Origin of the sequence: Paraburkholderia sp. JPY465, assembly GCF_050436725.1 — a bacterium.
Classification (GTDB): domain Bacteria; phylum Pseudomonadota; class Gammaproteobacteria; order Burkholderiales; family Burkholderiaceae; genus Paraburkholderia; species Paraburkholderia youngii.
Window position 1 is genome coordinate 409,436 of record NZ_JBNDMT010000001.1, and the last position, 22,715, is coordinate 432,150.

General features: G+C 64.7%; 11 protein-coding genes and 5 pseudogenes. 7 read left to right on the forward strand and 9 right to left on the reverse strand.

The window, feature by feature from the left end:
* The first annotated feature begins 31 nt into the window (after nucleotides 1-31).
* Complete coding sequence (locus QFZ94_RS02000; protein ID WP_429455420.1) at nucleotides 32-1,453, forward strand: hypothetical protein; 1,422 nt, start codon at nucleotides 32-34, stop codon at nucleotides 1,451-1,453.
* A 269-nt stretch (nucleotides 1,454-1,722) separates the two neighbouring features.
* On the opposite strand, the gene QFZ94_RS02005 is transcribed toward QFZ94_RS02000, so the two are convergent.
* From QFZ94_RS02005 to QFZ94_RS02030, 6 genes are all read right to left on the reverse strand, one after another.
* The gene (locus tag QFZ94_RS02005) at nucleotides 1,723-1,971 is read right to left on the reverse strand and encodes a DUF2442 domain-containing protein (protein WP_429455331.1); all 249 of its coding nucleotides are present in this window, start codon (nucleotides 1,969-1,971) and stop codon (nucleotides 1,723-1,725) included.
* Complete coding sequence (locus QFZ94_RS02010) at nucleotides 1,955-2,197, reverse strand: DUF4160 domain-containing protein (RefSeq protein WP_028215507.1); 243 nt, start codon at nucleotides 2,195-2,197, stop codon at nucleotides 1,955-1,957. The genes QFZ94_RS02005 and QFZ94_RS02010 overlap by 17 nt, the downstream gene beginning before the upstream one ends.
* A gap of 298 nt (nucleotides 2,198-2,495) precedes the next feature.
* Nucleotides 2,496-3,761 (reverse strand): IS256 family transposase, encoded by a 1,266-nt coding sequence (locus QFZ94_RS02015; protein WP_429455097.1) that lies wholly within the window; start codon nucleotides 3,759-3,761, stop codon nucleotides 2,496-2,498.
* A gap of 156 nt (nucleotides 3,762-3,917) precedes the next feature.
* Nucleotides 3,918-4,319, reverse strand: a complete 402-nt coding sequence (locus QFZ94_RS02020; protein ID WP_429455421.1) for a hypothetical protein — start codon at nucleotides 4,317-4,319, stop codon at nucleotides 3,918-3,920.
* Between the two features lie 76 nt (nucleotides 4,320-4,395).
* Nucleotides 4,396-5,661 carry an IS256 family transposase gene (locus QFZ94_RS02025; RefSeq protein WP_429455097.1) on the reverse strand — a complete coding sequence of 422 codons (1,266 nt, stop codon included), beginning with the start codon at nucleotides 5,659-5,661 and terminating at the stop codon, nucleotides 4,396-4,398.
* A gap of 60 nt (nucleotides 5,662-5,721) precedes the next feature.
* Nucleotides 5,722-6,732, reverse strand: coding sequence for a hypothetical protein (locus QFZ94_RS02030; RefSeq protein WP_429455422.1), 1,011 nt, complete (start codon nucleotides 6,730-6,732; stop codon nucleotides 5,722-5,724).
* A 221-nt stretch (nucleotides 6,733-6,953) separates the two neighbouring features.
* Between QFZ94_RS02030 and istA the strand changes: the two genes are divergently transcribed.
* Together istA and QFZ94_RS02040 are read left to right on the forward strand one after the other, a co-directional pair.
* Complete coding sequence (istA, locus tag QFZ94_RS02035) at nucleotides 6,954-8,447, forward strand: IS21 family transposase (protein ID WP_199126404.1); 1,494 nt, start codon at nucleotides 6,954-6,956, stop codon at nucleotides 8,445-8,447.
* A pseudogene (locus tag QFZ94_RS02040) lies at nucleotides 8,444-8,740 on the forward strand (ATP-binding protein); the annotation flags it as partial. The gene istA and the pseudogene QFZ94_RS02040, both read left to right, overlap by 4 nt.
* 171 nt (nucleotides 8,741-8,911) lie before the next feature.
* On the opposite strand, the pseudogene QFZ94_RS02045 reads toward QFZ94_RS02040, so the two are convergent.
* Nucleotides 8,912-10,050, reverse strand: a pseudogene (locus QFZ94_RS02045) (IS3 family transposase); the annotation flags it as partial.
* Between the two features lie 69 nt (nucleotides 10,051-10,119).
* On the opposite strand from QFZ94_RS02045, the pseudogene QFZ94_RS02050 reads away from it, so the two are divergent.
* Nucleotides 10,120-10,662, forward strand: a pseudogene (locus QFZ94_RS02050) (ATP-binding protein); the annotation flags it as partial.
* Between the two features lie 79 nt (nucleotides 10,663-10,741).
* On the opposite strand, the gene QFZ94_RS02055 reads toward QFZ94_RS02050, so the two are convergent.
* Nucleotides 10,742-11,365: a hypothetical protein gene (locus QFZ94_RS02055; protein ID WP_429455423.1), complete on the reverse strand. Its 624-nt coding sequence runs from the start codon at nucleotides 11,363-11,365 to the stop codon at nucleotides 10,742-10,744.
* Nucleotides 11,366-11,818: 453 nt separating this feature from the next.
* Between QFZ94_RS02055 and QFZ94_RS02060 the strand changes: the two are divergent.
* Nucleotides 11,819-12,109 (forward strand): annotated as a pseudogene (locus tag QFZ94_RS02060) (DDE-type integrase/transposase/recombinase); the annotation flags it as partial.
* Nucleotides 12,110-12,190: 81 nt separating this feature from the next.
* Here the strand turns inward: QFZ94_RS02060 and xopAD are convergent.
* Complete coding sequence (xopAD, locus tag QFZ94_RS02065; RefSeq protein WP_429455424.1) at nucleotides 12,191-19,810, reverse strand: XopAD/skwp family type III secretion system effector; 7,620 nt, start codon at nucleotides 19,808-19,810, stop codon at nucleotides 12,191-12,193.
* Nucleotides 19,811-19,959: 149 nt separating this feature from the next.
* Between xopAD and QFZ94_RS02070 the strand changes: the two are divergent.
* Nucleotides 19,960-20,304 (forward strand): annotated as a pseudogene (locus tag QFZ94_RS02070) (IS6 family transposase); the annotation flags it as partial.
* 238 nt (nucleotides 20,305-20,542) lie between these two features.
* Nucleotides 20,543-22,715, forward strand: a 2,173-nt coding sequence (locus tag QFZ94_RS02075; protein WP_429455425.1) for a hypothetical protein, incomplete at its 3' end; no start/stop codon positions are given.

Genomic DNA, 22,715 nt, shown 5'->3' on the forward strand with positions numbered 1-22,715 from the left:
ATGGTGCCCCCATTTTTCCTCTGCGGCATCCATGACTCAAAACACCCGATCTGGCGTCGGCAGACTGAGCGACGACGACAAACGCAAAGCGATTGCACTTCAGGCCCTCACGCGCACCGAACCCATCAGTGTGCTGGCTGAGCGTAACGGCGTGAGCCGCCCGACGGTCTACCGACAGATCGGCACGGCCAGTGTAGCGCTGGATGAAGCCTTTGATACCACGCGGGCAGCCGACGCAGATCAGGTGCTTTTCATGCTGCCGGTCACCCGCCAATGGCTCGATCAGGTCATCGTGGCGCTCACGATGGTGGGCCACGTTTCGTTTCGCAGTACCCTTGAACTCATGCACGACCTGCTCGGCGTCTCGACCAGCCTGGGCACGATTCACACCGTTCTTCAGCGGGCCGCAAAGCAGGCCATCGCCATCAACGCCGGTATCGATCTCTCACCCATCCGGGTCGGTCTGCACGACGAACTCTTTCAGGGTTCCCAACCCGTGCTCGCCGGTATCGATGTCGCCTCGACCTATTGCTATCTGCTCGCCCCCGAAGCCCATCGCGACGGCGACACCTGGGCCATCCATCTGCTGGATCTGCAGGCACAGGGCCTCGATCCTGAGCACACGATCGCCGATGCGGGAACCGGTCTGCGTGCCGGGCAAAAAATGGCCTGGCCCGATACGCCGTGTCACGGCGACGTATTCCACATCATCCAGCAGGGTAAATCACTAGCGACGCTCTGGCATCGTGTCGCCAGTGGCGCTCGCACCGGGCGCGAGCAGCTCGAAGCGCGTCTGGCCAATCCCCGTCGACGTGGTGAGGATAGCCTCCTCGAAGCCGCGCTGGAAACGCTTCGGCGCAATGAAGCCCATGCGCACGAGCTGGCTGCCGACCTGCGCACCCTGGTTCAGTGGCTCGAACGTGACATCCTGTCACTGGCTGGGCCGGACCTCGCGACGCGTCAACGGCTGTTCGATTTCGTGGTTGCCGAACTGCAGCAACGTGAAGCACGGGACCTGTCACGTACAGGGGCATACCGGCGTGCCCTTCAGAACCAGCGCGACGGCCTGCTCGCTTTCGCGGGCCTGCTCGACACAAAACTCGACGCCATTGCACGAACGCACAACGTGGCGCGCCATCTCGTGCGCGAGGTCTGCATGCTGCATCGCAAGTCCGAAACGTCGAGTGCGTTCTGGCAAGGGTGGAATCGCCTGCTAGCCCGCATCGGCCGCCCGTTTCACGGCGTCTACGCCGCCGTATCCGGGGCGCTGCATAGCACACCACGCAGCAGCTCGCTGGTCGAAAATCTCAACTCGCGACTGCGCGTCTACCTGACCAACCGGCGTCATCTGAAGGGCGGGCCTGGCTTGGTCTGCTGCAGTTTGTCTTCAACCATCGCCGCTTTGCCCGCAGCCGATGCCCTGAGCGAACTGGAAAGAGCCCGAGGGAACTGATGAGCCGCAAGCCTCACGATCACTGGCTGACGCTGCTCGGATTCGGCCCACTCCAGCCTCAGCGAACCTGATATCGGCAGGTCGTCGCCGGCCTCCATTTGAACCGCACTCCTTACTATTCCTGCTTTCTTACGCAGGCTGCTTCCGCTCGTCTGTGTAACGCAAAAATCGCGCTTTTTGAACCACGCCGGCAAACCGGTTTGCGTCAAAAATGCATAGTCGCGTCCATGGCACGGGAACTTGTACCCATCCGGACAAAGACCATCGCATCAGGCCGCGTCGGCGTGACGATGCGTCATGTCGCCACGGCCCGCAAGCAGACCGTCAACTGAGATGTCCTCGTCGATCTCGTCCCAATGCAGCCCCCCTGCGCTGATTTCGTAATGCAGCCGCTGCTCGGGCGTTGCGTGCAACAGTCTCGGAAACCAGACAAGCGGAACGCCGAGCGTACGCCCGTCCTCCAGCTCCACCCACATTGCGAAATCGTCGAACCGCAGCTCTCTAGCTGAAGTGCTCATTCCACCTCCTTTCGATCAGTTCGCGGTTCTGCTCCACCGCATCCATCAGCAGCGCCTGCTCCTTCGCCGAAAACCCTGAACTGCTGGCCACACGCACGTCGGGATAGAGCCAGATCTTCGCCACACTTGAGCCCAGCTGGGCGTGAATGTGAACCGGCTCGCGCGGGTCGCCTTCGTTCGAATAGAAGAAGAACCGGATACCGTTGTATCGAAAGACGACAGGCATTGACAACCCCGCATAGATTGCAATTATTGTACCGTCAATAAGTCGGTGCCCAAAGGAATTTCTGGCGAGGTTCAAAGCTGAGTTACACATTGGGAGGCACCTAAAGACGGGTGAAGCGCGCAAGCGCAAGAAGCCGGGGTACCGGGTGACGAACGCGCGGGCGGGCGTGGTTCAAAAAGCGCGATTTTTGCGTTACACAGACGAGCGGAAGCAGCCTGCGTAAGAAAGCAGGAATAGTAAGGAATGCGGTTCAAATGGAGAGTTAAAGTCAAATCTGGTGTATGCGGTCTCGGCGTAATCAGGCGGCTAGCGATTGCTGAGCCGGTGTGCTGTCGGTCACCGGTTCTCCATCCTTGAACGTCATCCCGTCAAGCATCGAAGTGAGCTTTTCCGGGGCGCGGATGCGCCGCCACGATTCTTCGGCCGACTCGATCAGCTTGAACGCCAGCCCGAGGAACGTCGCGCGCGATACACAGTTGCGCGTGCGTTTCGTGCGATGGCGCACCGTCGCAAAGGTCGATTCAATCGGGTTCGTGGTGCGCAGATGCTGCCAGTGTTCAGCCGGGAAATCGTAAAACGCGAGCAGCTCGTCACGATCTTCCGTCAGCTTTTCGGCGACCTTCGGGTACTTTGCCGAGTACGCGTCGACGAAGTGATTGAATGCGGCCAGTGCATCAGCGCGCGTGGCCGCCATCCAGATGTCCTGCATCGCCTTCTTGCCTCGAGCCTGCTGCGATTTCGGCAGCGCATTGAGCACGTTACCCATCTTGTGAAACCAGCAGCGCTGATGCTTCGTCTGCGGGAACACTTCCTCCATCGCGGCCCAGAATCCCATCGCGCCATCGCCGCAGGCCAGCAGTGGCCCCGACGGCAGGCCGCGCTTCTTCAGATCGAGCAGCAGTTCGCTCCACGATGCCTTCGATTCCCGGTAGCCGTCACCGATGGCCACACGTTCCTTCGTCCCGTCCGGTTTGACGCCAACGATCACCAGCAGGCACTGGCCGTCGGAATCGTCGCTGCGCACACCGGTGTGAATGCCGTCGGCCCACCAGTAGACCCAGCGCGCCGACGACAGCTCACGCCGATTCCACTGCTCATGCTCATCGGCCCATTGGGCCTTCAGCCGGCTCACGACGTTCGGCGACATGCCGCTGACCTGGCCGCCCAGCATGATGCCCATGGCTTCGCTCATGTCGCCCGTCGAGATGCCTCGCAGGTACAGCCACGGCAGCGCTGCCGACACGCGCGCGGACTTGCGCACGTACGGCGGCACGATCGTCGAATTGAACCGGATGCCCGAGCCCGAACGATCCCGCACCTTCGGCACCTGAACCGTCACCGGACCGATCGCTGTGACGACCTCGCGCTCGGGCAGGTAGCCGTTGCGCACCACGGCACGCCGGCCGTCGATCGACTTCACGTTGCTGTACTGTTCGAGCATGGTCGCCAGTTCCACCTCGACTGCCTGCTGAATGATCTGCCGCGCGCCTTGCTGGATCAGCTCATCTAGCACGCTTTTCGTTTGCGCTTTACTGCTGTTCGCTTCTTGCGTAATCTTCTTCATGGTGGTCGGGTCCGGCCTTCTCGGGTTCGCTGGTTGTGCCTTTGACAAGCAACATTCTCGCTAGACCGCCACCGCCTTCTCAAATTCCCGCCGCTCCCGCTGTACACCAGATTCGACAATAGCTCTCAAATGGAGGCCGGCGACGACCTGCCGATATCAGGTTCGCTGAGGCTGGAGTGGGCCGAATCCGAGCAGCGTCAGCCAGTGATCGTGAGGCTTGCGGCTCATCAGTTCCCTCGGGCTCTTTCCAGTTCGCTCAGGGCATCGGCTGCGGGCAAAGCGGCGATGGTTGAAGACAAACTGCAGCAGACCAAGCCAGGCCCGCCCGCCCTTCAGATGACGCCGGTTGGTCAGGTAGACGCGCAGTCGCGAGTTGAGATTTTCGACCAGCGAGCTGCTGCGTGGTGTGCTATGCAGCGCCCCGGATACGGCGGCGTAGACGCCGTGAAACGGGCGGCCGATGCGGGCTAGCAGGCGATTCCACCCTTGCCAGAACGCACTCGACGTTTCGGACTTGCGATGCAGCATGCAGACCTCGCGCACGAGATGGCGCGCCACGTTGTGCGTTCGTGCAATGGCGTCGAGTTTTGTGTCGGAGTTAAAGTCAAATCTGGTGTATGCGGTCTCGGCGTAATCAGGCGGCTAGCGATTGCTGAGCCGGTGTGCTGTCGGTCACCGGTTCTCCATCCTTGAACGTCATCCCGTCAAGCATCGAAGTGAGCTTTTCCGGGGCGCGGATGCGCCGCCACGATTCTTCGGCCGACTCGATCAGCTTGAACGCCAGCCCGAGGAACGTCGCGCGCGATACACAGTTGCGCGTGCGTTTCGTGCGATGGCGCACCGTCGCAAAGGTCGATTCAATCGGGTTCGTGGTGCGCAGATGCTGCCAGTGTTCAGCCGGGAAATCGTAAAACGCGAGCAGCTCGTCACGATCTTCCGTCAGCTTTTCGGCGACCTTCGGGTACTTTGCCGAGTACGCGTCGACGAAGTGATTGAATGCGGCCAGTGCATCAGCGCGCGTGGCCGCCATCCAGATGTCCTGCATCGCCTTCTTGCCTCGAGCCTGCTGCGATTTCGGCAGCGCATTGAGCACGTTACCCATCTTGTGAAACCAGCAGCGCTGATGCTTCGTCTGCGGGAACACTTCCTCCATCGCGGCCCAGAATCCCATCGCGCCATCGCCGCAGGCCAGCAGTGGCCCCGACGGCAGGCCGCGCTTCTTCAGATCGAGCAGCAGTTCGCTCCACGATGCCTTCGATTCCCGGTAGCCGTCACCGATGGCCACACGTTCCTTCGTCCCGTCCGGTTTGACGCCAACGATCACCAGCAGGCACTGGCCGTCGGAATCGTCGCTGCGCACACCGGTGTGAATGCCGTCGGCCCACCAGTAGACCCAGCGCGCCGACGACAGCTCACGCCGATTCCACTGCTCATGCTCATCGGCCCATTGGGCCTTCAGCCGGCTCACGACGTTCGGCGACATGCCGCTGACCTGGCCGCCCAGCATGATGCCCATGGCTTCGCTCATGTCGCCCGTCGAGATGCCTCGCAGGTACAGCCACGGCAGCGCTGCCGACACGCGCGCGGACTTGCGCACGTACGGCGGCACGATCGTCGAATTGAACCGGATGCCCGAGCCCGAACGATCCCGCACCTTCGGCACCTGAACCGTCACCGGACCGATCGCTGTGACGACCTCGCGCTCGGGCAGGTAGCCGTTGCGCACCACGGCACGCCGGCCGTCGATCGACTTCACGTTGCTGTACTGTTCGAGCATGGTCGCCAGTTCCACCTCGACTGCCTGCTGAATGATCTGCCGCGCGCCTTGCTGGATCAGCTCATCTAGCACGCTTTTCGTTTGCGCTTTACTGCTGTTCGCTTCTTGCGTAATCTTCTTCATGGTGGTCGGGTCCGGCCTTCTCGGGTTCGCTGGTTGTGCCTTTGACAAGCAACATTCTCGCTAGACCGCCACCGCCTTCTCAAATTCCCGCCGCTCCCGCTGTACACCAGATTCGACAATAGCTCTTTGTGTCGAGCAGGCCCGCGAAAGCGAGCAGGCCGTCGCGCTGGTTCTGAAGGGCACGCCGGTATGCCCCTGTACGTGACAGGTCCCGTGCTTCACGTTGCTGCAGTTCGGCAACCACGAAATCGAACAGCCGTTGACGCGTCGCGAGGTCCGGCCCAGCCAGTGACAGGATGTCACGTCGAGCCACTGAACCAGGGTGCGCAGGTCGGCAGCCAGCTCGTGCGCATGGGCTTCATTGCGCCGAAGCGTTTCCAGCGCGGCTTCGAGGAGGCTATCCTCACCACGTCGACGGGGATTGGCCAGACGCGCTTCGAGCTGCTCGCGCCCGGTGCGAGCGCCACTGGCGACACGATGCCAGAGCGTCGCTAGTGATTTACCCTGCTGGATGATGTGGAATACGTCGCCGTGACACGGCGTATCGGGCCAGGCCATTTTTTGCCCGGCACGCAGACCGGTTCCCGCATCGGCGATCGTGTGCTCAGGATCGAGGCCCTGTGCCTGCAGGTCCAGCAGATGGATGGCCCAGGTGTCGCCGTCGCGATGGGCTTCGGGGGCGAGCAGATAGCAATAGGTCGAGGCGACATCGATACCGGCGAGCACGGGTTGGGAACCCTGAAAGAGTTCGTCGTGCAGACCGACCCGGATGGGTGAGAGATCGATACCGGCGTTGATGGCGATGGCCTGCTTTGCGGCCCGCTGAAGAACGGTGTGAATCGTGCCCAGGCTGGTCGAGACGCCGAGCAGGTCGTGCATGAGTTCAAGGGTACTGCGAAACGAAACGTGGCCCACCATCGTGAGCGCCACGATGACCTGATCGAGCCATTGGCGGGTGACCGGCAGCATGAAAAGCACCTGATCTGCGTCGGCTGCCCGCGTGGTATCAAAGGCTTCATCCAGCGCTACACTGGCCGTGCCGATCTGTCGGTAGACCGTCGGGCGGCTCACGCCGTTACGCTCAGCCAGCACACTGATGGGTTCGGTGCGCGTGAGGGCCTGAAGTGCAATTGGGCGGCGACAATTAGCTTGGCCGGTCGTTGACGTTTGTTTTGGCCGGTGGTGAGGAGTCGGAGGCGGCGTAGCCGCCGGAGACGACGAACCACCGGCGGCGCCGCGTCGGCGGGGCAATAGGATGGCTGATCGATTCTTAAAGAAGAAGCGGTCAGCACATGTCTGGAACCCGCATCACCGACCAACAGGTTCGCCTCTACATGAACAAGCGCAAACACCATCCGCAGGAAGTCGCGGCCGCCAAGGCAGGAATAAGCGTGCGCAGCGCACGCCGCATCGAGCGTGACGCGACGTTGCCATCCCAGAAGCCGCGGCGCTCCTGGCGCACCCGTCCCGATCCGTTCGCCGATGTCTGGGACAGTGAGGTCGTGCCGTTGCTGCGCAACGCTCCACATCTGATGGGCATCACGATCCTGCGCAAGCTGCAGGATGATCACCCGGGCTGCTATCCCGACGGCATGCGTCGCACGCTGGAACGACGCATTTCTCAATGGCGGGCGCTCGAAGGTCCCAGCCAGGAGATCTTCTTCCCCCAGGAGCATCAACCCGGCGTGCGCGGGCTGTCCGACTTCACCGATATGAGCAAGCTGTGCGTGACGATCGGCGGCGCACCGTTCGAGCACCGGCTGTATCACTTCGTACTGGCATTCTCGCGCTGGGAGTACGCCTGCGTGGTCGAGGGCGGCGAGAGCTTCGAAGCGCTCGCCAACGGCTTGCAGAATGCTCTGTGGCAGGCGGGAGGTTGCCCGCGCGAGCATCGCACCGACAGCCTCTCTGCCGCCTTCAAGAACCTGAGTGAGAAGGAGGACTTCACGACCCGTTACAAGGCGCTGCTCGATCACTACGAGATGCAGGGCACGCGCAACAATCGCGGACTGGGTCACGAGAACGGGAGCGTCGAATCCTCGCACCGGTATCTCAAGGACGCAGTCGATCAAGCCCTGATGCTGCGTGGCCATCGCGACTTCGGTGACCGTGCCGCCTACGACGAATTCATCCGCGAACAGGTGATGCGCCGAAACCGGCGCTGCGCCGCCGCGTTCCGTATCGAGCGCCAGCAGCTTCAGGATCTGCCGGAGTACCGTACCACTGACTTCGTCGAGGAAGAGGCCCCTGTGACCCGCTGCAGCACGTTTACGGTGCGAGGCATCCTCTACAGTGCGCCGTCGCGCCTGATCGGCCACCGGCTGAAGGTGCGCATCTACGGCGACCGGCTCGACTGTTACCTGTCCGGCGTGCTGGTCCACAGCACCGCCCGGGGCTCGCGTGCGCACGACAACCGCCACGCGCTCGATTACCGCCACTTCATTGAGTCCCTGAAGCGCAAACCCCAGGCATTCAAGGGGCTCGCGTTTCGCGACGCGCTGTTCCCGCGCGAGGCGTACCGCAGAATCTGGGAACAACTCGATGCCCGCCTGTCACAACGCGACGCATGCAAGACGATGGTCGGCCTGCTTGAGCTCGCAGGCCTGCACGGCGTGGAGGCCGTACTGGCCGGGCAGCTTGATGCGTTGCTCGAAGCCGGCGAGCTTCCCGATCTCAAGGCGCTGCGTGAGCAGTACGCACCCCGTGAGGCCCAGTGCCCCGAGGTGGAGGTTCAGATGCCGCCCGTTGCCGTCTATGACGAACTGCTCGAGGAGATGGCCGCATGAACGCGCCCGCGCATGATGGTGGCCGCCTGGCCCTGATGCTCAACGAGCTGCGTTTGCCAACGATCAGCAGGTTGTGGCCCGAGTTCGCCGAGCGCTCGGACAAGGAAGGCTGGCCGGCCACACGCCTGCTCGGCGCACTGCTTGAGCACGAGCTGGCCGAACGCGCCAAACGACGCATCGAGCGGCACCGCACCGAATCGCATCTGGACCCGACCAAGACGCTCGCCGCCTTCGACTTCGGCGCCGTGCCGATGGTCTCAAAAGCGCATGTCACGGCGCTGGCTGAGATTGACCCGGTTCGACGGACGGATTTGCAGCCAGAGATTTGATGTGATCTAACCTCCGTTAAGCGTTGAGTCGCGAGTTGTCCACGGGCGGGCGGCGGGTCGCATCTCACGACCATGACGCTGCCCGCCGGTGGGCAACTCGCAAGGCGACACGGTTTGCCTTTCAACGTTGATGTTTTCGAATTCAAGCGGCGAACGATAGCCAATGCTGCTGTGCAGGCGGCGTACGTTGTACCACCCCTCAAGGAACCAGAAGATGCGCTGCCGGGCCTGTTCATGGGTCGCAAAGTGTTCGCGCAACAGCAGCTCCGCTTCGAGCGTGCCGAAGAACGATTCGCACATCGCATTGTCGTACGCGTCGCCGGCCGTGCCCATCGACGGTTGCACGTCGGCTTCGCGGCAGCGCCGTCCGAAGGCAATGGAGGTGTATTGACAGCCTTGATCGGAATGTAGAATTACACCGTCATGGCGTCGCTGCTGCAACGCCATGTTCAACGCCCGCAACATCAGTTCGGTGTACAGATGGCTGGACATCGCCCACCCGACGATGCGGCGGCTGAACACGTCCAGGACCACAGCGAGATACAGAAACCCTTCGTCAGTCGGGATGTAGGTGGCGTCCGCCACCCACAGCACGTTCACCGCCTCGGCACAGAAGTGCCGGCGCACCAGATCCGGAGCACGCCGTGCCCCCGCGCGTTGCCGCGTGGTGTGTGGCCAGAGCCGCCGGCTCGCACCATGCAGGCCGGCCAGGCGCATCAGGCGTGCGACCCGCTTGCGTCCCACATGCACGCCATCGCGCGCGAGCTGCGCATGGATACGTGGCGCCCCATATGTGCCGCGCGAACTCGCATGCAGTGTGCGGATGCGCTCGAGCAGTTGCGCATCGCTGCACGAGCGTTTCGATGGCTCACGCATCAGCCATGCGTAGTAGCCGCTCGTGGAGACCCTGAGCAGCCGCGCCATCCTCGCCACGGGCCAGCGGGCCCGGTTCGCTCTCATGAATCCGTACCGCTCTTCGGTGGAACGGCTCCCGTCTCCCTCGCGAACCAGGCCGCGGCCTGCGAGAGAATGTCTCGCTCCATCTTCAGTTGCCGGTTCTCGCGACGCAGCCGCGTGAGTTCCTGCCGCTCGGCCGTGGTCAGCCCGTCATGGCGCACACCGGCGTCGCGATCGGCCTGCGCGACCCAGTTGATGATCGTCTGTGCGGTCGGTTCGAACTCGTGCGCCAGCTCCTCTGGCGTTCTTCCTGCGTTCACCAGCTCGACCATGTGGGCCCGGAATTCCACCGGGTACGGGGTACGATGCCTGCCCATTTCGACACCTCCTGATCAAAAGGATAGGTGTCCGTTTTTGCGGGTCAATCTCAGGCTACCGGCGAATCATGGCTGGAGAAAGGCGCCACGGTTCTCCTGTTCGGCCCGCCCGGGGTCGGGAAAAGTCACCTGGGATCGGCTATCGGCCATGCATTGATCGACGCCGGATACCGCGTGCTGTTCACGCGCACCAGCGAACTCGTCCAGAAGCTGCAGGCCGCACGCCAGAGCCTGCAGTTGCCTTCTGCGCTGGCCAAGCTTGACCGCTTCGATTTGATCATCCTTGACGACCTGTCGTACGCGCGTAAGGACCAGGCCGAGACCAGCGTGCTGTTCGAGCTGATTGCCGAGAGGTATGAGCGTAAAAGCCTTCTGATAACTGCAAACCAACCGTTCTCGGGCTGGAATGACGTGTTCCCCGACCCCGGCATGACGGTCGCCGCCATCGACCGGCTTGTGCATCACTCGACGATCTTCGAGCTCAACGTCGAGAGTTACCGCCGCCGCAAGGCCGGCGACAAACAGAATGCACGGCGGCGTCAATTACACGACGACAACCCTGCTAACCCGTTTAGCGACCGGTTGCCCGACGACGGCAACGTTACGCAGTAGCGATGAGCGTCAACTACGCTATCACGCAACGACAACTACGAAGGAGCAACGTCAAATATGACCTGATAACCACCGACAACTACCCCGTTGACCGGCCAAAATAGTTGTCGCTGACCGGCCACGCTGCTTGACGCTCTCTACTCAAGGTGCCTCCCAATGTGTAACGCAGCTTTGAACCTCGCCGCGAACCTGATATCGGCAGGTCGTCGCCGGCCTCCATTTGAACCGCAATCCTTACTATTCCTGCTTTCTTACGCAGGCTGCTTCCGCTCGTCTGTGTAACGCAAAAATCGCGCTTTTTGAACCACGCCGCTTGCCGCAAGGCATGGATCTGGCGACCGAGTGCGGCCAGCGGGTCGCTGCGGTGTTGGTCAGGCAGTTGCCCGATGGCGCCGAACACCCTGTCGAACTGCGTTGCCTGGGCCGCTTGCGGCAAGGACCAGATACGGTCGCCGAGTGCCTCCAGCGCCTCACCTCGTAGATACACCGGAAGTTCCCCGATGCGCTGCAACACGGCATCGAACCCCTGATTCGTTCTCACGCGCGGCGCATCCCGGACGATAATCCTTACAGCTTGCCGCTCATCCCTGAGTTGCGAGCGCAACTGTCGGTTGGTGCCTGCCAGCACGATACGGCTGCGAGGATCGATCCGCCCTGCAATATCCTGGGTTATTCCAGGCGGCAGTCGTAACAAACCGGTCAAGGCACCAGGCGCACTTGCCTGCGGAGATGGATTCGAAGTGGGCCGGCTGGTGGGATTGCTGGGATTGCCGCTTTCTTCCGTAGAGGTCTGGAAGGCTGACGTGGCAGGGCTCATCCCGCGAACAGGGGGGACCATGGGCAAGTTCCGGTTGCGTTAAAGACCAAGTTATTGTTGGCATGATTCACTCCTGCCACCGGCACATAACGCGAAGTGGCTGACTGGATAGCGAAGGCATGAACTGAGATTGACCGGTTCTGTCGCATAAGTGCGGGGACGCTAGAATGCGTGTCTGACGAAGCTGTACTGACCCGGCTTTGTTCAAGAGGGCCGCTTGCGCGGCGGCCGTGGGTCGGGTAGAAAGAGTCCGGTGATCTATCCGACGAGCGAGCTTTCATGCCTTACAAGGCAAGACTGAAGACGGGCGAACCGCGCAAACGAGCGAAGCCGGGCTATGCGGTAACCATCGACAAAAGCGGCTCCAATCTGGCCGCACTGGATGCGATAAATGCCGATCGCGAGACGCCGATCAAGGTCCGTCAGATCAGGTACCTGAACAACATTGTCGAACAGGACCATCGGGCTATCAAACGCCGGACCCGGCCGATGCTGGGATTCAAGAACTTCCACCGTGCGAGGGTCATTCTCGGCGGCATCGAGGTCCACATGATCAGGAAAGGACAGATGAAATGTGCGGGCAAAGACCCGTCGTCTGCTTCCCAGCAGTTTTACTCCCTTGTGTCATAAGCAATACTTACCATATCGACATTTCTCGTCCCGACACCCTTACTGCAACAGAACCCTCTAACGTGACAAAGCCCAGATCGCTTATGATCGTGGTGGGCGCGGCCACAATGGCTGAAAGTGACCCGGCATGTGCGTGTGGAGGATATGCACAAGCGGGCCTTGCTGACCAACAACCGGATGCACTGTGACCCGCCCGCGCTGCTCGAGCTCAATGGTCTGGATGCGGATGTCAAGGCTGTGCGCGAGTCTCGCCCCAGCCGTGTACATGTCGATGAAGTCACGCGCATCGGCCAGGCCCTGCTTATTCAGCACGCTTCGCAATGCCTGCGCTGCCGCCTCGAGTTCCCTCGTCTGCTCCGTTTCCACCCCGGGCCGTCGCCTGATGTTGCGCACGAACTGAAGAACTGTGTCGAGCAGGCAATTGTTTCCCAGTCCGCTGGCCACCCCCATCTCCGCGTCCGCTTCCGCCAGAAACGCGCCAAGACTGCGATAGTGGCTAGCAGAATCGAACTCCTTCAGGGATCGGCGGACGGACGCCTGGGCGGGCGAGGCACCCGCCAGGGGGCGGGCAGGCGGCTGGACACGTGTGGTGCGCGCAGGGGGGCGGGGGGGCCAGCTGCTGCGAACCGCATGGCCGGAATCCTGGGCCCGCGGCGCTACCGCAGGCGCGCTTCGCGTGGCGTGGTGCGGCCCGGACGGCTGCGGCGGGGTGTTCAGGCCGCGATTGCGTGCCTGATCCGGGGCTGCGCCGCGGTATGGCGGGTTCATCGGGCCAGCGGGCCCTTCACCGGCAGTGGCGGGTTCCGCATAGTGATCGAAGGACCCGATCGTCCCGATGTCCTGCGGGCGCGCCACGCGCGCTGCCGCCTCGCGCAGTTCCTTCTCCAGCTTCTCGCGCGACTCCGCATCAGGCGAGAGCTGGCGCAGCTTTTCGTAGGTCCGGTGACTCTTCTGCTTGACCCGCAGGCTCTCAGGGGTGTGGAACTGGATTTCCCAGTCGGCGTCTTCGCCCTGGACGCGGGTGCGCACGTTCACATTCAGGCCCGCATAGCCGGTGCCCTCACGGGTAAAGCCGTTGTTCACGCGCATGACCGTCATGCCGGCCTGCTCCAGACGGGCGAGAATGCCCTGGGCGCCTCTGGCAAAGCCCTCCGGGTCGAGCAGTACCTCGTAGCGCAGCCCGTCGCGTACCCGCCCGGCGGCCTCCTGCGGTGTTTGCAGACCCTGCTCGCGCTGTATCCGGGCCAGCTTCTCTTTAATGCTTTTCTCCTTCTTGAAGATGAAGCTGCGCCAGTCGTCACCGTCCCGGTCCTTGCGCAACTTCGCGCCGTGGTCCTCCAGCGCCTGCCGCAGCACAGGCCAGACCGTACCCTCCAGACGTTCAGCCTGGCTTCTGATCTGACGGGCCAGCCCCGCAAGCGGGGACGGCATGCCCCGTGCAACTGGCGCCTGGGGCTGGGGCCGCGGCGGAACCGTCAATACCGGATCCGGATCCGGATCCCAGTCCACGATATCCTCCACCCCCGGCGGGACGGCTGATGCCTGGAAGGCCTCGCGCGCCGGCCCGAGCAGCTTCCAGATCTCGTCCCGGTGAGCGCCACCGAATCCACATCGTTGCGCCTGCTTGTACAGGTGGTGGTAGTGCTCCTTGCACCTGAACGTGTGCTCCGTATGAAACTGGATTTCCCATGGGAAGCCCTCCGGATCCTCCAGCGTGACGCTCACCGCCCGGAAAGGGCTGCGTTCCCGGCTGAAGTGATTTTGACACCGCATCAGGGCATGCGCCTTCCCTTCGAGCTGCAGAAGGATCCGGCGATAGTCCGCCATAAACGTATCCGGGGACAGCACCACACTGTAGCGCAGCGCATCGTTGACCCGCGCGCTGGCCTGGGCCAGATCCAGCGGCGGCATGCCGCCAATCAGCCGGGCCAGCTTGTCCTGTAGCGAGAGCGGCGACTTCAGCTTTTTCTGTTCGCCCGCCAGATGCGGCCGCCCCCCTTCACGCCCCGGCACCCCGCCATGGCCCAGGATGTCCTTCAGCAGCGGCGTGATCTGCGGCTCGGCCTGGCGGGCGCGCTCATGCAACGCCTGCGCCTGCCGCTGCAGCGCCTGCGGGGAAACCTCTTGCGCCCGTTCGGCCGGCGTAGCCGGTACGCTGAGCAGCTTTGCCTGCTGCAGCGCGTGGACCGCGTCCTGCATGACCCCCGCTGCCATCGTGGGCATGTGCGGCAGCACCGTCTGCGCCCACTGTGGATCGAAACGCCCATCGCGTATTTCTGCCGCCGTCTGCTTGCTGTACGGGACCCGCCGCAGACGCTCCGGGTAGAGGCTTTCCACCCGTTCGCAGCACTCGATGACACCCGTAAACAGATCGGTGCCCGTGTCCGACTTCAGCGCGTCCGTGCCCACCTTGATCGCTATCGTAAAAAGATTGCGCATGGACAGCTCCGGCTCGCCCGGCACCAGCCCCGGCTGCCCGCCGGGGAACGCCGTACGCGAGAGCCGGCACACCGGATAGTTGTCCAGCACCGCGTGCACACGCCCGGCCGTGTCGTGTGCCTGCCCGTAGGCGCTCGCCAGTGCCGGGAACCACTGCGCCAGCGCCGGCGCAAGCGGCGGTGCCTGAACGCTGTCGCCGCCCAGCTGCATGCCCAGCTCGTACAGCAGTTTCGCCGCCTCGTGCGCTTCCGGCTCATGGGCCCGCTCCATCGCCTCACCTGCCTGCGCCTGCAACCACTCCAGCGCTGGTGCATCCCCGTCCCCCCGCAACCGCTTGCGCAGCCCGTTGCGCAGCTCGCGCTCCACCCCGTCGTAGGTGCCGAACATCATGCGTCGCGCCATGGCCTCGCGCTGCTCGTCCGGTTGCGCAAGAAAGCGCATCGCCAGCGTGGCGGCTTTCCCCAGCAGCGCCCCCCCGCGCTGCTCGGCCAGGATTTCGCGTGCCCGTCCTGCGTGGTAGCGGCCCTGCTCATCGAGAGCCGGATGGGCCGTCTTCGGCGGCTTGAACGAGCGCTCCTCGCCCCGCCGCGCCTGGCGCGCCTCCATGACGCGACGGATGTGGGCCGCCAGCGCCGGATAGCCCGCATAGACGAACGCATCGTCCCCGTCCGTGTCCATGTTCCGCTTGCGCAGCTCCGCAATCGGCAGCGCCCCAAGCCGCCCCGGCAGCAGCACGTCCTTGACCCGCAGGCTGCCCGTGCTGAGCATCTGCCGCGGCAGCGCGTCGCGCTCGCGCCCGCGCCCGCCCGTCCAGCGCGACAGCGTCTTCAGGTCCTCCCGCGAACAGGCCAGGTGCAGCCCCGCATGCTCCTTGGGCCAGTATTCCGGCGGCACAATGATCAGCATGCCCTTGCTGTGCAGCATCTCGGCGCCCTCCGCCGAATCCTCATTGAATCCCGTATAGCTGTACTGGATGGCGAAGCACTGCTCCAGAAACCGGGCCGTCACGTCCCCCTGGCCGGGCGTAACGACCTGCGCGGCCCCAATGGGCAACAGGTTCTCCTTGTCGTAGGGCGGCTTGCCCACCAGCACATCGCCCTGCAATTCCTCGAAGCCCGGCAGGGGAATCGACGGCAGGTACAGCCTGTCGTCAGCCGAGGGCACCGCGCGGATGCGCCGCCCCTGATAACCCCCGCTGACGGCCAGCTGGTACAGCGTCAGGCGGCCCACCTCCGGCGATACCTGCCTGTCCAACCCGTCCAGCCTGCGCTGCATCGCCTCGCGCGCTTCCCCCAGCGCCGCCTCGTCCCGCGGGAAATGCATCAGCGCCTGCGGCGGCATCGCGTTGAACTCCGGCTCCTGGCCCTCCACCAGCTTGCACTGTGCCTCGCTGCCCCGTTCCTGCCGGACTGCCTGCCATGCCTCGATATGGTCGCGCACCACCGGAATGCGCATCGCCACATTCCATCCCAGAAACCCGCAGCCGTCATTCGGACACAGCGCGATGCGCTCGCCCTGCGGCCCCTGCAGCCTGAACGGGTGCTGCGCCCCGGACACGTCCTCAAACCAGCCCAGCCGCAACGTGCCCTCCACCACATGGTCATGCGGCACCATCTCCATGAGCGCCCGTTGCATGCGCGACCAGTCCTCGCGCTGCGGCGCCAGCTTCTGTGCCAGCTCCATGAAGGCGCTGCCGGGGACGCTGTCGGCATACCGCACCGCCGGCAGCACCGAAGCCGACGCGCTGCGGCCCTCGGCGAGGTCCCGGGCTGACGTCTGCCGCCCCCGTGTCAGGCGGCTGCCGCCGAACATGTCGAAGCGCCAGGGCTCGCCGTTATACTGGAACGTGCGCGCCAGCATGAAGCCGCTTAACGCGCCCGGCAGCCGCACCTCCACCAGGGGCTCGCCCGTCAGACGGGCATAAAAGGAGTAGTCACGCCGCTCCCCGCCGGACGACGCGGCGGGCTCCAGCTCCCGTCCCTGCAGGTCGACCGTCACATGCCGGGTGTCGCCCACACCCGGTCCGGGTCGCTCCACGTTTCCCGCCGCTGTGCGCAGGCTCGCGTGGCACGCTGCCAGATCGAACCGGCGAGGGGGGTAACGCCCCGTGAGGTCCGCCAGATGCGCCTCGCTGGCCAGCCGCAGATCCAGTGCGTCCAGGATCGCCTCATCCGCCTCGATCTGCGCAATCAGGTTCCAGCTCATTTCCTGCAGGTCCGCCTCGATGAGCTCGCGCGTCCTGTCCAGCGTCTGTCGCACCCACTGCTTCAGGGTCTCCCGTCGCGCCTTCACCAGCTCGTGCCCGCCGCCGATGTAGCTCACCTTCCACTGGCGGGCCACCAGACTGTATGCCTTGAGCACCTGATACAGGGACAGGGCCGCACAGCGCGTACCGCACGCTTCGTCGCCATCCTTCAGGCGCAGCCCGGCACGGGCGCCCGCCCCCCCGCGGGCCTGGCGCAGATACGCGTCGATCTTGCGTGCCACGACCGGCTGCAGCGCCTCGAAGGTCTGCAGCGCGCCCACCCGGTGGCGCTTCAGCTGCGCGCTGCGCGCCAGCGGCAGCAGCCCCATGCACAGGTTGCCTACGCACTCCAGCGGTTCATCGCGCAGGCCCCCGGCACCGCACAGCGCCCGGACCCGTTCCAGCGCTGCCGCGCCGAGCGGCCGTAGCGCGTCGTGCATCCGCAGCTGGGCGAACGCCTTGAGCAGCACACCCACGCCGCGGCCCTCGGCGCTGTCGAAGCGTTCCGGGCGCAGCGCCAGGTGCGCCGCGACCCCCATCAGTACACTGCGTGCGAGCCCGGCGTCCCCGTCTTCGTCCCCGCCCGGCCGCGCCAGCGCGTTGGCAATCTGCGCGAGATGGCCGAAACCGAACGCATTCCACGCGAGCGGGGGCCGGCCCAGGCGTGCGGCCAGCAGCCTGGCCGCCTCCCGCAGGCCGGTCTCCTGCGGCCATCTGGACAGCGCATTCAGCGCCATCGCCACTTTCTGTGGGTTCAACGACTGGCACAGCGCCTCCTCGGTGACGACCCGCTGCGCCAGGGCCAGCACCGCGGCCCGCGCTTCAGGCTCCTCCGGCCACTTTGACAGCCCATTCACGGCCATCGCCACGTCCTGTGGGTTCAACGACTGGCACAGCGTCTCCTCGGTGGCGATCCGTTGCGTCAGCACCCGCACCGCGTCCCGTGCTTCGGGCTCCTCGGGCCACTTTGACAGCGCATGCAGGGCCATCGCCACTGCCTGTGCGGTCATCGACCTGCGCAGCCCCTCGTCGGTGGCGACCCGTTGCGCCAGCACCCGCACCGCGTCCCGCGCATCGGGCGCCTCCGGCCACTTTGACAGCGCATTCAGGACCTCGGCCACATGCTGCGCGCTCATCGCCTGGCGCAGCACCTCGTCGGTGGCGACGCGCTGCGCCAGCACCCGCACCGCGGCCCGCGCTTCAGGCGCCTCCGGCCACTTTGACAGCCCATTCCCGGCCATCGCCACGTCCTGTGCGTTCATCGACCTGCACAGCGCATCGTCGGTGGCGACCCGCTGCGCCAGGGCCCGCACCGCGGTCCACGCATCGGGCTCCTCCGGCCACTTCGACAGCGCATTCAGGGCCTCGGCCACATGCTGCGCGCTCATCTCCTTGCGCAGCTTCTTGTCGGTGGCGACCCGCTGCGCCAGGGCCAGCACCGCGGCCCGCGCTTCAGGCGCCTCCGGCCATCTGGACAGCGCATGCAGGGCCATCGCCACGGCCTGCGCGGTCATTGCCCTGCGCAGCACCTCGTCGGTGGCGACGCGTTGCGCCAGGGCCCGCACCGCGGTCCACGCATCGGGCTCGTCCGGCCATCTGGACAGCCCATTCAGCGCCATCGCCACTTCCTGTGCGGTCATCTCCCTGCATAGCACCTCGTCGTCGGTGGCGACCCGTTGCGCCAGCACCCGCACCGCGGCCCACGCATCGGGCTCCTCCGGCCACTTGGACAGCGCATTCACCGCCATCGCCACTTCCTGTGCGTTCATCGACCGGCGCAGCCGCGCGTCGTTTGCGACCCGCCTGGCCAGGGCCAGCGCTGCGCTGCAGGTTCTCCGCTCCTGCGGCCACTTCGAGAGGGCATTGAGCAGGGTTGAGATGCCCTGGCTGTTCAGCGTATCGATCTGGCCATAAGCCTGAAGATGTGCGACAAGACGCAGCACCGCTTCGCAGCACCTCCCGTATTGCGCCGCCTTGGACAGCGCATTGCCCAGAAGGGCCGCCTCCCTGGCCCGGAGCCCGTTCGCCGCGTCCGGCCTCAGCACGTGCGTTGCGATACGTTCCAGCGCCAGCCGGCAGATTTCACTGTCAGCATGCTTGCTCAGCTTGTTGGCGAGATAGGCGTAATGTGCAGCCGGCAGGTCCTCGCACCAGTCGGTGTCCGCGACATAGTGCGCCGCCAGTTCGACTGCCTCACGGACTTTTCCGCCGCCTCCAAAGCGGCCTTGCGCTATCTGCAGTTTCTGCAGATAGCGATCCAGAAAACGCACGTTCTCGTCGGCGTACTCCGGGCGCAGAAAGACCAGCGCGCGCCCGTAGCCATTACGCCGCGCCAGCACGTTATCCGCTGCCATGCGGAAACATCGTTGCGGAAAGCCATCATCCCGCCTGTCCCGGAAAAGCAGCTGTTGCTGCTCGCGCCGTTGCTCCACAACCTGCTGGCCCAATCCGTGTTCCGGATATGTCAGGTATTCCGCCAGACACGGGCTGCGGCGCCGTAATTCATGCGGGCCGACGCGTGCCCTGGTACGCATCCTGTCATCCAGCGCATCGCCCGGATCTCGCACGGTTCGCTGGCGCGATGGACCTGCTGCCTGAGCCTGGGACTCCTGCGCCCCGCTTCCCGCCAGGACCGGCCGATGCTCATAACCTGGCCGGTGGTGCGTGCCCTGACGCGATGACGACGAGCCAGGCTGGCTCCGGCCGCGGGCCATCTCCCCCTCCTTGTCCGACTCGGGCCTCTCGCGCCGGAACAAGTCGCGCAAGGGATACCCCGCGCTCTCTTCCCCGCCATGAGGCCGGGAGGAGAACGTCCGCTGCCGCTGAGTGCCCGGGTCAGGCTGCATCCTGCGCGCCTGGCGACGTACGGCCAGCGGCGCCAACCGCATGTCAGGCGCTGCACCGGCGCCTCGATCCGCAGATTCCGGCCGCGACGCCAGGGAGCGCCCGGGTGCCGACTCCTCAACCCTTTCATTGTCACCACCATCATCCAGACTTACTGACCTTTCGATTTTCATTGCGGCATATCCAGGGCGTTGCAGGGCATTGTCACGTTAAGGGCTTTGTCGCAATACGGAATCTGCTAAGCTGAAGTCCCGAGGACGAACGGTCTGATCGATGAAGCAGAGCCTGAATCCGGCTGTAGCGAAGGTGCTGAAGCGCCTCGAAAGGCGAGTGGAAATATCTTTACCGGGCAGTGGACAAGGCGGGCGACACGGTCGAATTCCTGCTCAGGGCCAGGCGGGACAAGGTCGCTGCCCGGCGGTTCTTTGAAAAGGCGATCGCCCATAATGGTACGCCAGAGACCGTGACCATCGACAAAAGCGGCTCCAATCTGGCCGCACTGGATGCGGTGAATGCCGATCGCGAGACGCCGATCAAGGTCCGTCAGATCAAGTACCTGAACAACATTGTCGAACAGGACCATCGGGCTATCAAACGCCGGACCCGGCCGATGCTGGGATTCAAGAACTTCCACCGTGCGAGGGTCATTCTCGGCGGCATCGAGGTCACAGAACCACATTGACCGCCAACGTGACAACGCTCTGCCAAGCCTTGCGGATGCCGCAATGAAAACCGACAGGCCAACAAGTCCATATAGTCCATATGATGCCGGTGCCAATGAAAGGCTTGAGGAGTCGGCACCCAGGCGATCCGGGGCGGGGCGAAGGGGGGGCGCGGATCGGCACACAGGTGCGGCCGTTGACATGCGGCTGGCGCCGCTGGCCGTACGTCGTCAGGCGCGCAGGATGCAGCCTTATCCGGGTGCCCAGCGGCAGCGGGCATTCTCCTCCCGGCCGCATGGCGGGGAAGCGAACGCCGGGTATCCCTTGCGCGACTTGCACCGGCGCGAGAGGTCCGAAGAGGACAACGAGCGCAAGATGGCCCGCGGCCAGAGCCAGCCTGGCCCGTCGTCATGGCCTCAGGGCACGCACCACCGGTCAGGTTATCAGCATCGGCCGGTCCTGACGGGAAGCGGTGCGCAGGAGTCCCAGGCTCAGGCAGCAGGTCCATCGCGCAAGCGAACGGCGCGCGATCCGGGGGATGCGCTGGATGACAGGGAGCGTACAAGACCACGCATCGATCCGTATGAATCACAGCGCAGCAGCCCGTGTCTGGCGATACACCTGAAATATCGGGAACGCGACTTCAGCCGGCAGCTCGTTGAGCAACGGCACGAGCAGCAACAGCTGCTTTCCAGCGGCGGGCGGATTGATGGCGTTCGGATGGCGGCGGAGAACGTGCTGGCGCAGCGTAATGGCCACGGGCGCGCGCTGGTCTTTCTGCGCCCGGAGCACGCCGACGACAACGTGTACTTCCTGGATCGGTATCTGCAGAAACTGCCGAACGGGTTTGCAGGCTCCGGAAAAGTCCGTGCGGCTGTCGAACTGGCGGCGCACTATGTCGTGGACACCGACTGGTGCGAGGACCTGCCGGCTGCACATTACGCCCATCTTGCCAACAAGCTGAGCAAGCATGCTGACAGTGAAATCTGCCGGCTGGCGCTGGAACGTATCGCAGCGCACGTGCTGAGGCCGGACGCGGCGAACGGGCTCCGAGCCAAGGAGGCGGCCCTTCTGGGCAATGCGCTGTCCAAGGCGGCGCAACACGGGATGTGCTGCGAAGCGGTGGTGCGTCTTGTCGGGCATCTTCGAGCGGACCGCCAGATCGACAGGCTGAACGGGCAGGGCATCTCAACCCTGCTTAATGCCCTCTCGAAGTGGCCGCAGGAGGCAGCCGCGCGCGACGGTGCGCAGCCCCTGGCCAGGCGGGTCGCAAACGACGCGCGGCTGCGCCGGTCGATGAACGCACAGGCAGTGGCGATGGCGGTGAATGGGCTGTCAAAGTGGCCGGAGGCGCCCGAAGCGCGGGACGCGGTGCTGGCCCTGGCGCAACGGGTCACCACCGACGAGGCGCTGTGCAGGGCGATGAACGCACAGGCAGTGGCGATGGTCGTGAATGGGCTGTCAAAGTGGCCGGAGGCGCCCGAAGCACGGGACGCGGTGCTGGCCCTGGCACAACGGGTCGCCACCGACGAGGTGCTGCGCAGGGCGATGAGCGCGCAGCATGTGGCCGAGGTCCTGCATGCGCTGTCAAAGTGGCCGGAGGCGCCCGATGCGCGGGACGCGGTGCGGGTGCTGGCGCAACGGGTCGCCACCGACGGCGAGGTGCTATGCATGGAGATGACCGCACAGGAAGTGGCGATGGCGCTGAATGGGCTGTCCAGATGGCCGGACGAGCCCGATGCGTGGACCGCGGTGCTGGCCCTGGCGCAACGCGTCGCCACCGACGAGGTGCTGCGCAGGGCAATGACCGCGCAGGCCGTGGCGATGGCGCTGCATGCGCTGTCCAGATGGCCGGAGGCGCCTGAAGCGCGGGCCGCGGTGCTGGCCCTGGCGCAGCGCGTCGCCACCGACGAGGTGCTGCGCAAGGAGATGAGCGCGCAGCATGTGGCCGAGGCCCTGAATGCGCTGTCGAAGTGGCCGGAGGGGCCCGATGCGTGGACCGCGGTGCTGGCCCTGGCGCAACGGGTCGCCACCGACAAGAAGCTGCGCGATTTGATGACCGCACAGGCCGTGGCGATGGCGCTGCATGCGCTGTCCAGATGGCCGCAGGAGACCGGCCTGCGGGAGGCGGCCAGGCTGCTGGCGGCACGCCTGGGCCGGCCTCCGCTCGCGTGGAATGCGTTCGGTTTCGACCATGTCGCGCAGATTGCCAACGCGCTGGCGCGGCTGGGCGGGGACGAAGACGGGGACGCCCGGCTCGCACGCAGTGTACTGATGGGGGGCGCGGCGCACCTGGCGCCGCGCCCGGAACGCTTCGACAGCGCCGATGGCCGCAGCGTGGGTGTGCTGCTCAAGGCGTTCGCCCAGCTGCGGATGCACGACGCGCTACGGCCGCTCGGCGCGGCAGCGCTGGAAC

Bases quoted from the DNA above. Each gene is read 5' to 3' on its own strand.
- QFZ94_RS02025 (WP_429455097.1), bottom strand. From the start codon at position 5,661: ATGAAGAAGATTACGCAAGAAGCGAACAGCAGTAAAGCGCAAACGAAA.
- istA (WP_199126404.1), top strand. From the start codon at position 6,954: ATGTCTGGAACCCGCATCACCGACCAACAGGTTCGCCTCTACATGAAC.
- QFZ94_RS02015 (WP_429455097.1), bottom strand. From the start codon at position 3,761: ATGAAGAAGATTACGCAAGAAGCGAACAGCAGTAAAGCGCAAACGAAA.
- xopAD (WP_429455424.1), bottom strand. From the start codon at position 19,810: ATGAAAATCGAAAGGTCAGTAAGTCTGGATGATGGTGGTGACAATGAA.
- QFZ94_RS02000 (WP_429455420.1), top strand. From the start codon at position 32: ATGACTCAAAACACCCGATCTGGCGTCGGCAGACTGAGCGACGACGAC.
- QFZ94_RS02010 (WP_028215507.1), bottom strand. From the start codon at position 2,197: ATGCCTGTCGTCTTTCGATACAACGGTATCCGGTTCTTCTTCTATTCG.
- QFZ94_RS02005 (WP_429455331.1), bottom strand. From the start codon at position 1,971: ATGAGCACTTCAGCTAGAGAGCTGCGGTTCGACGATTTCGCAATGTGG.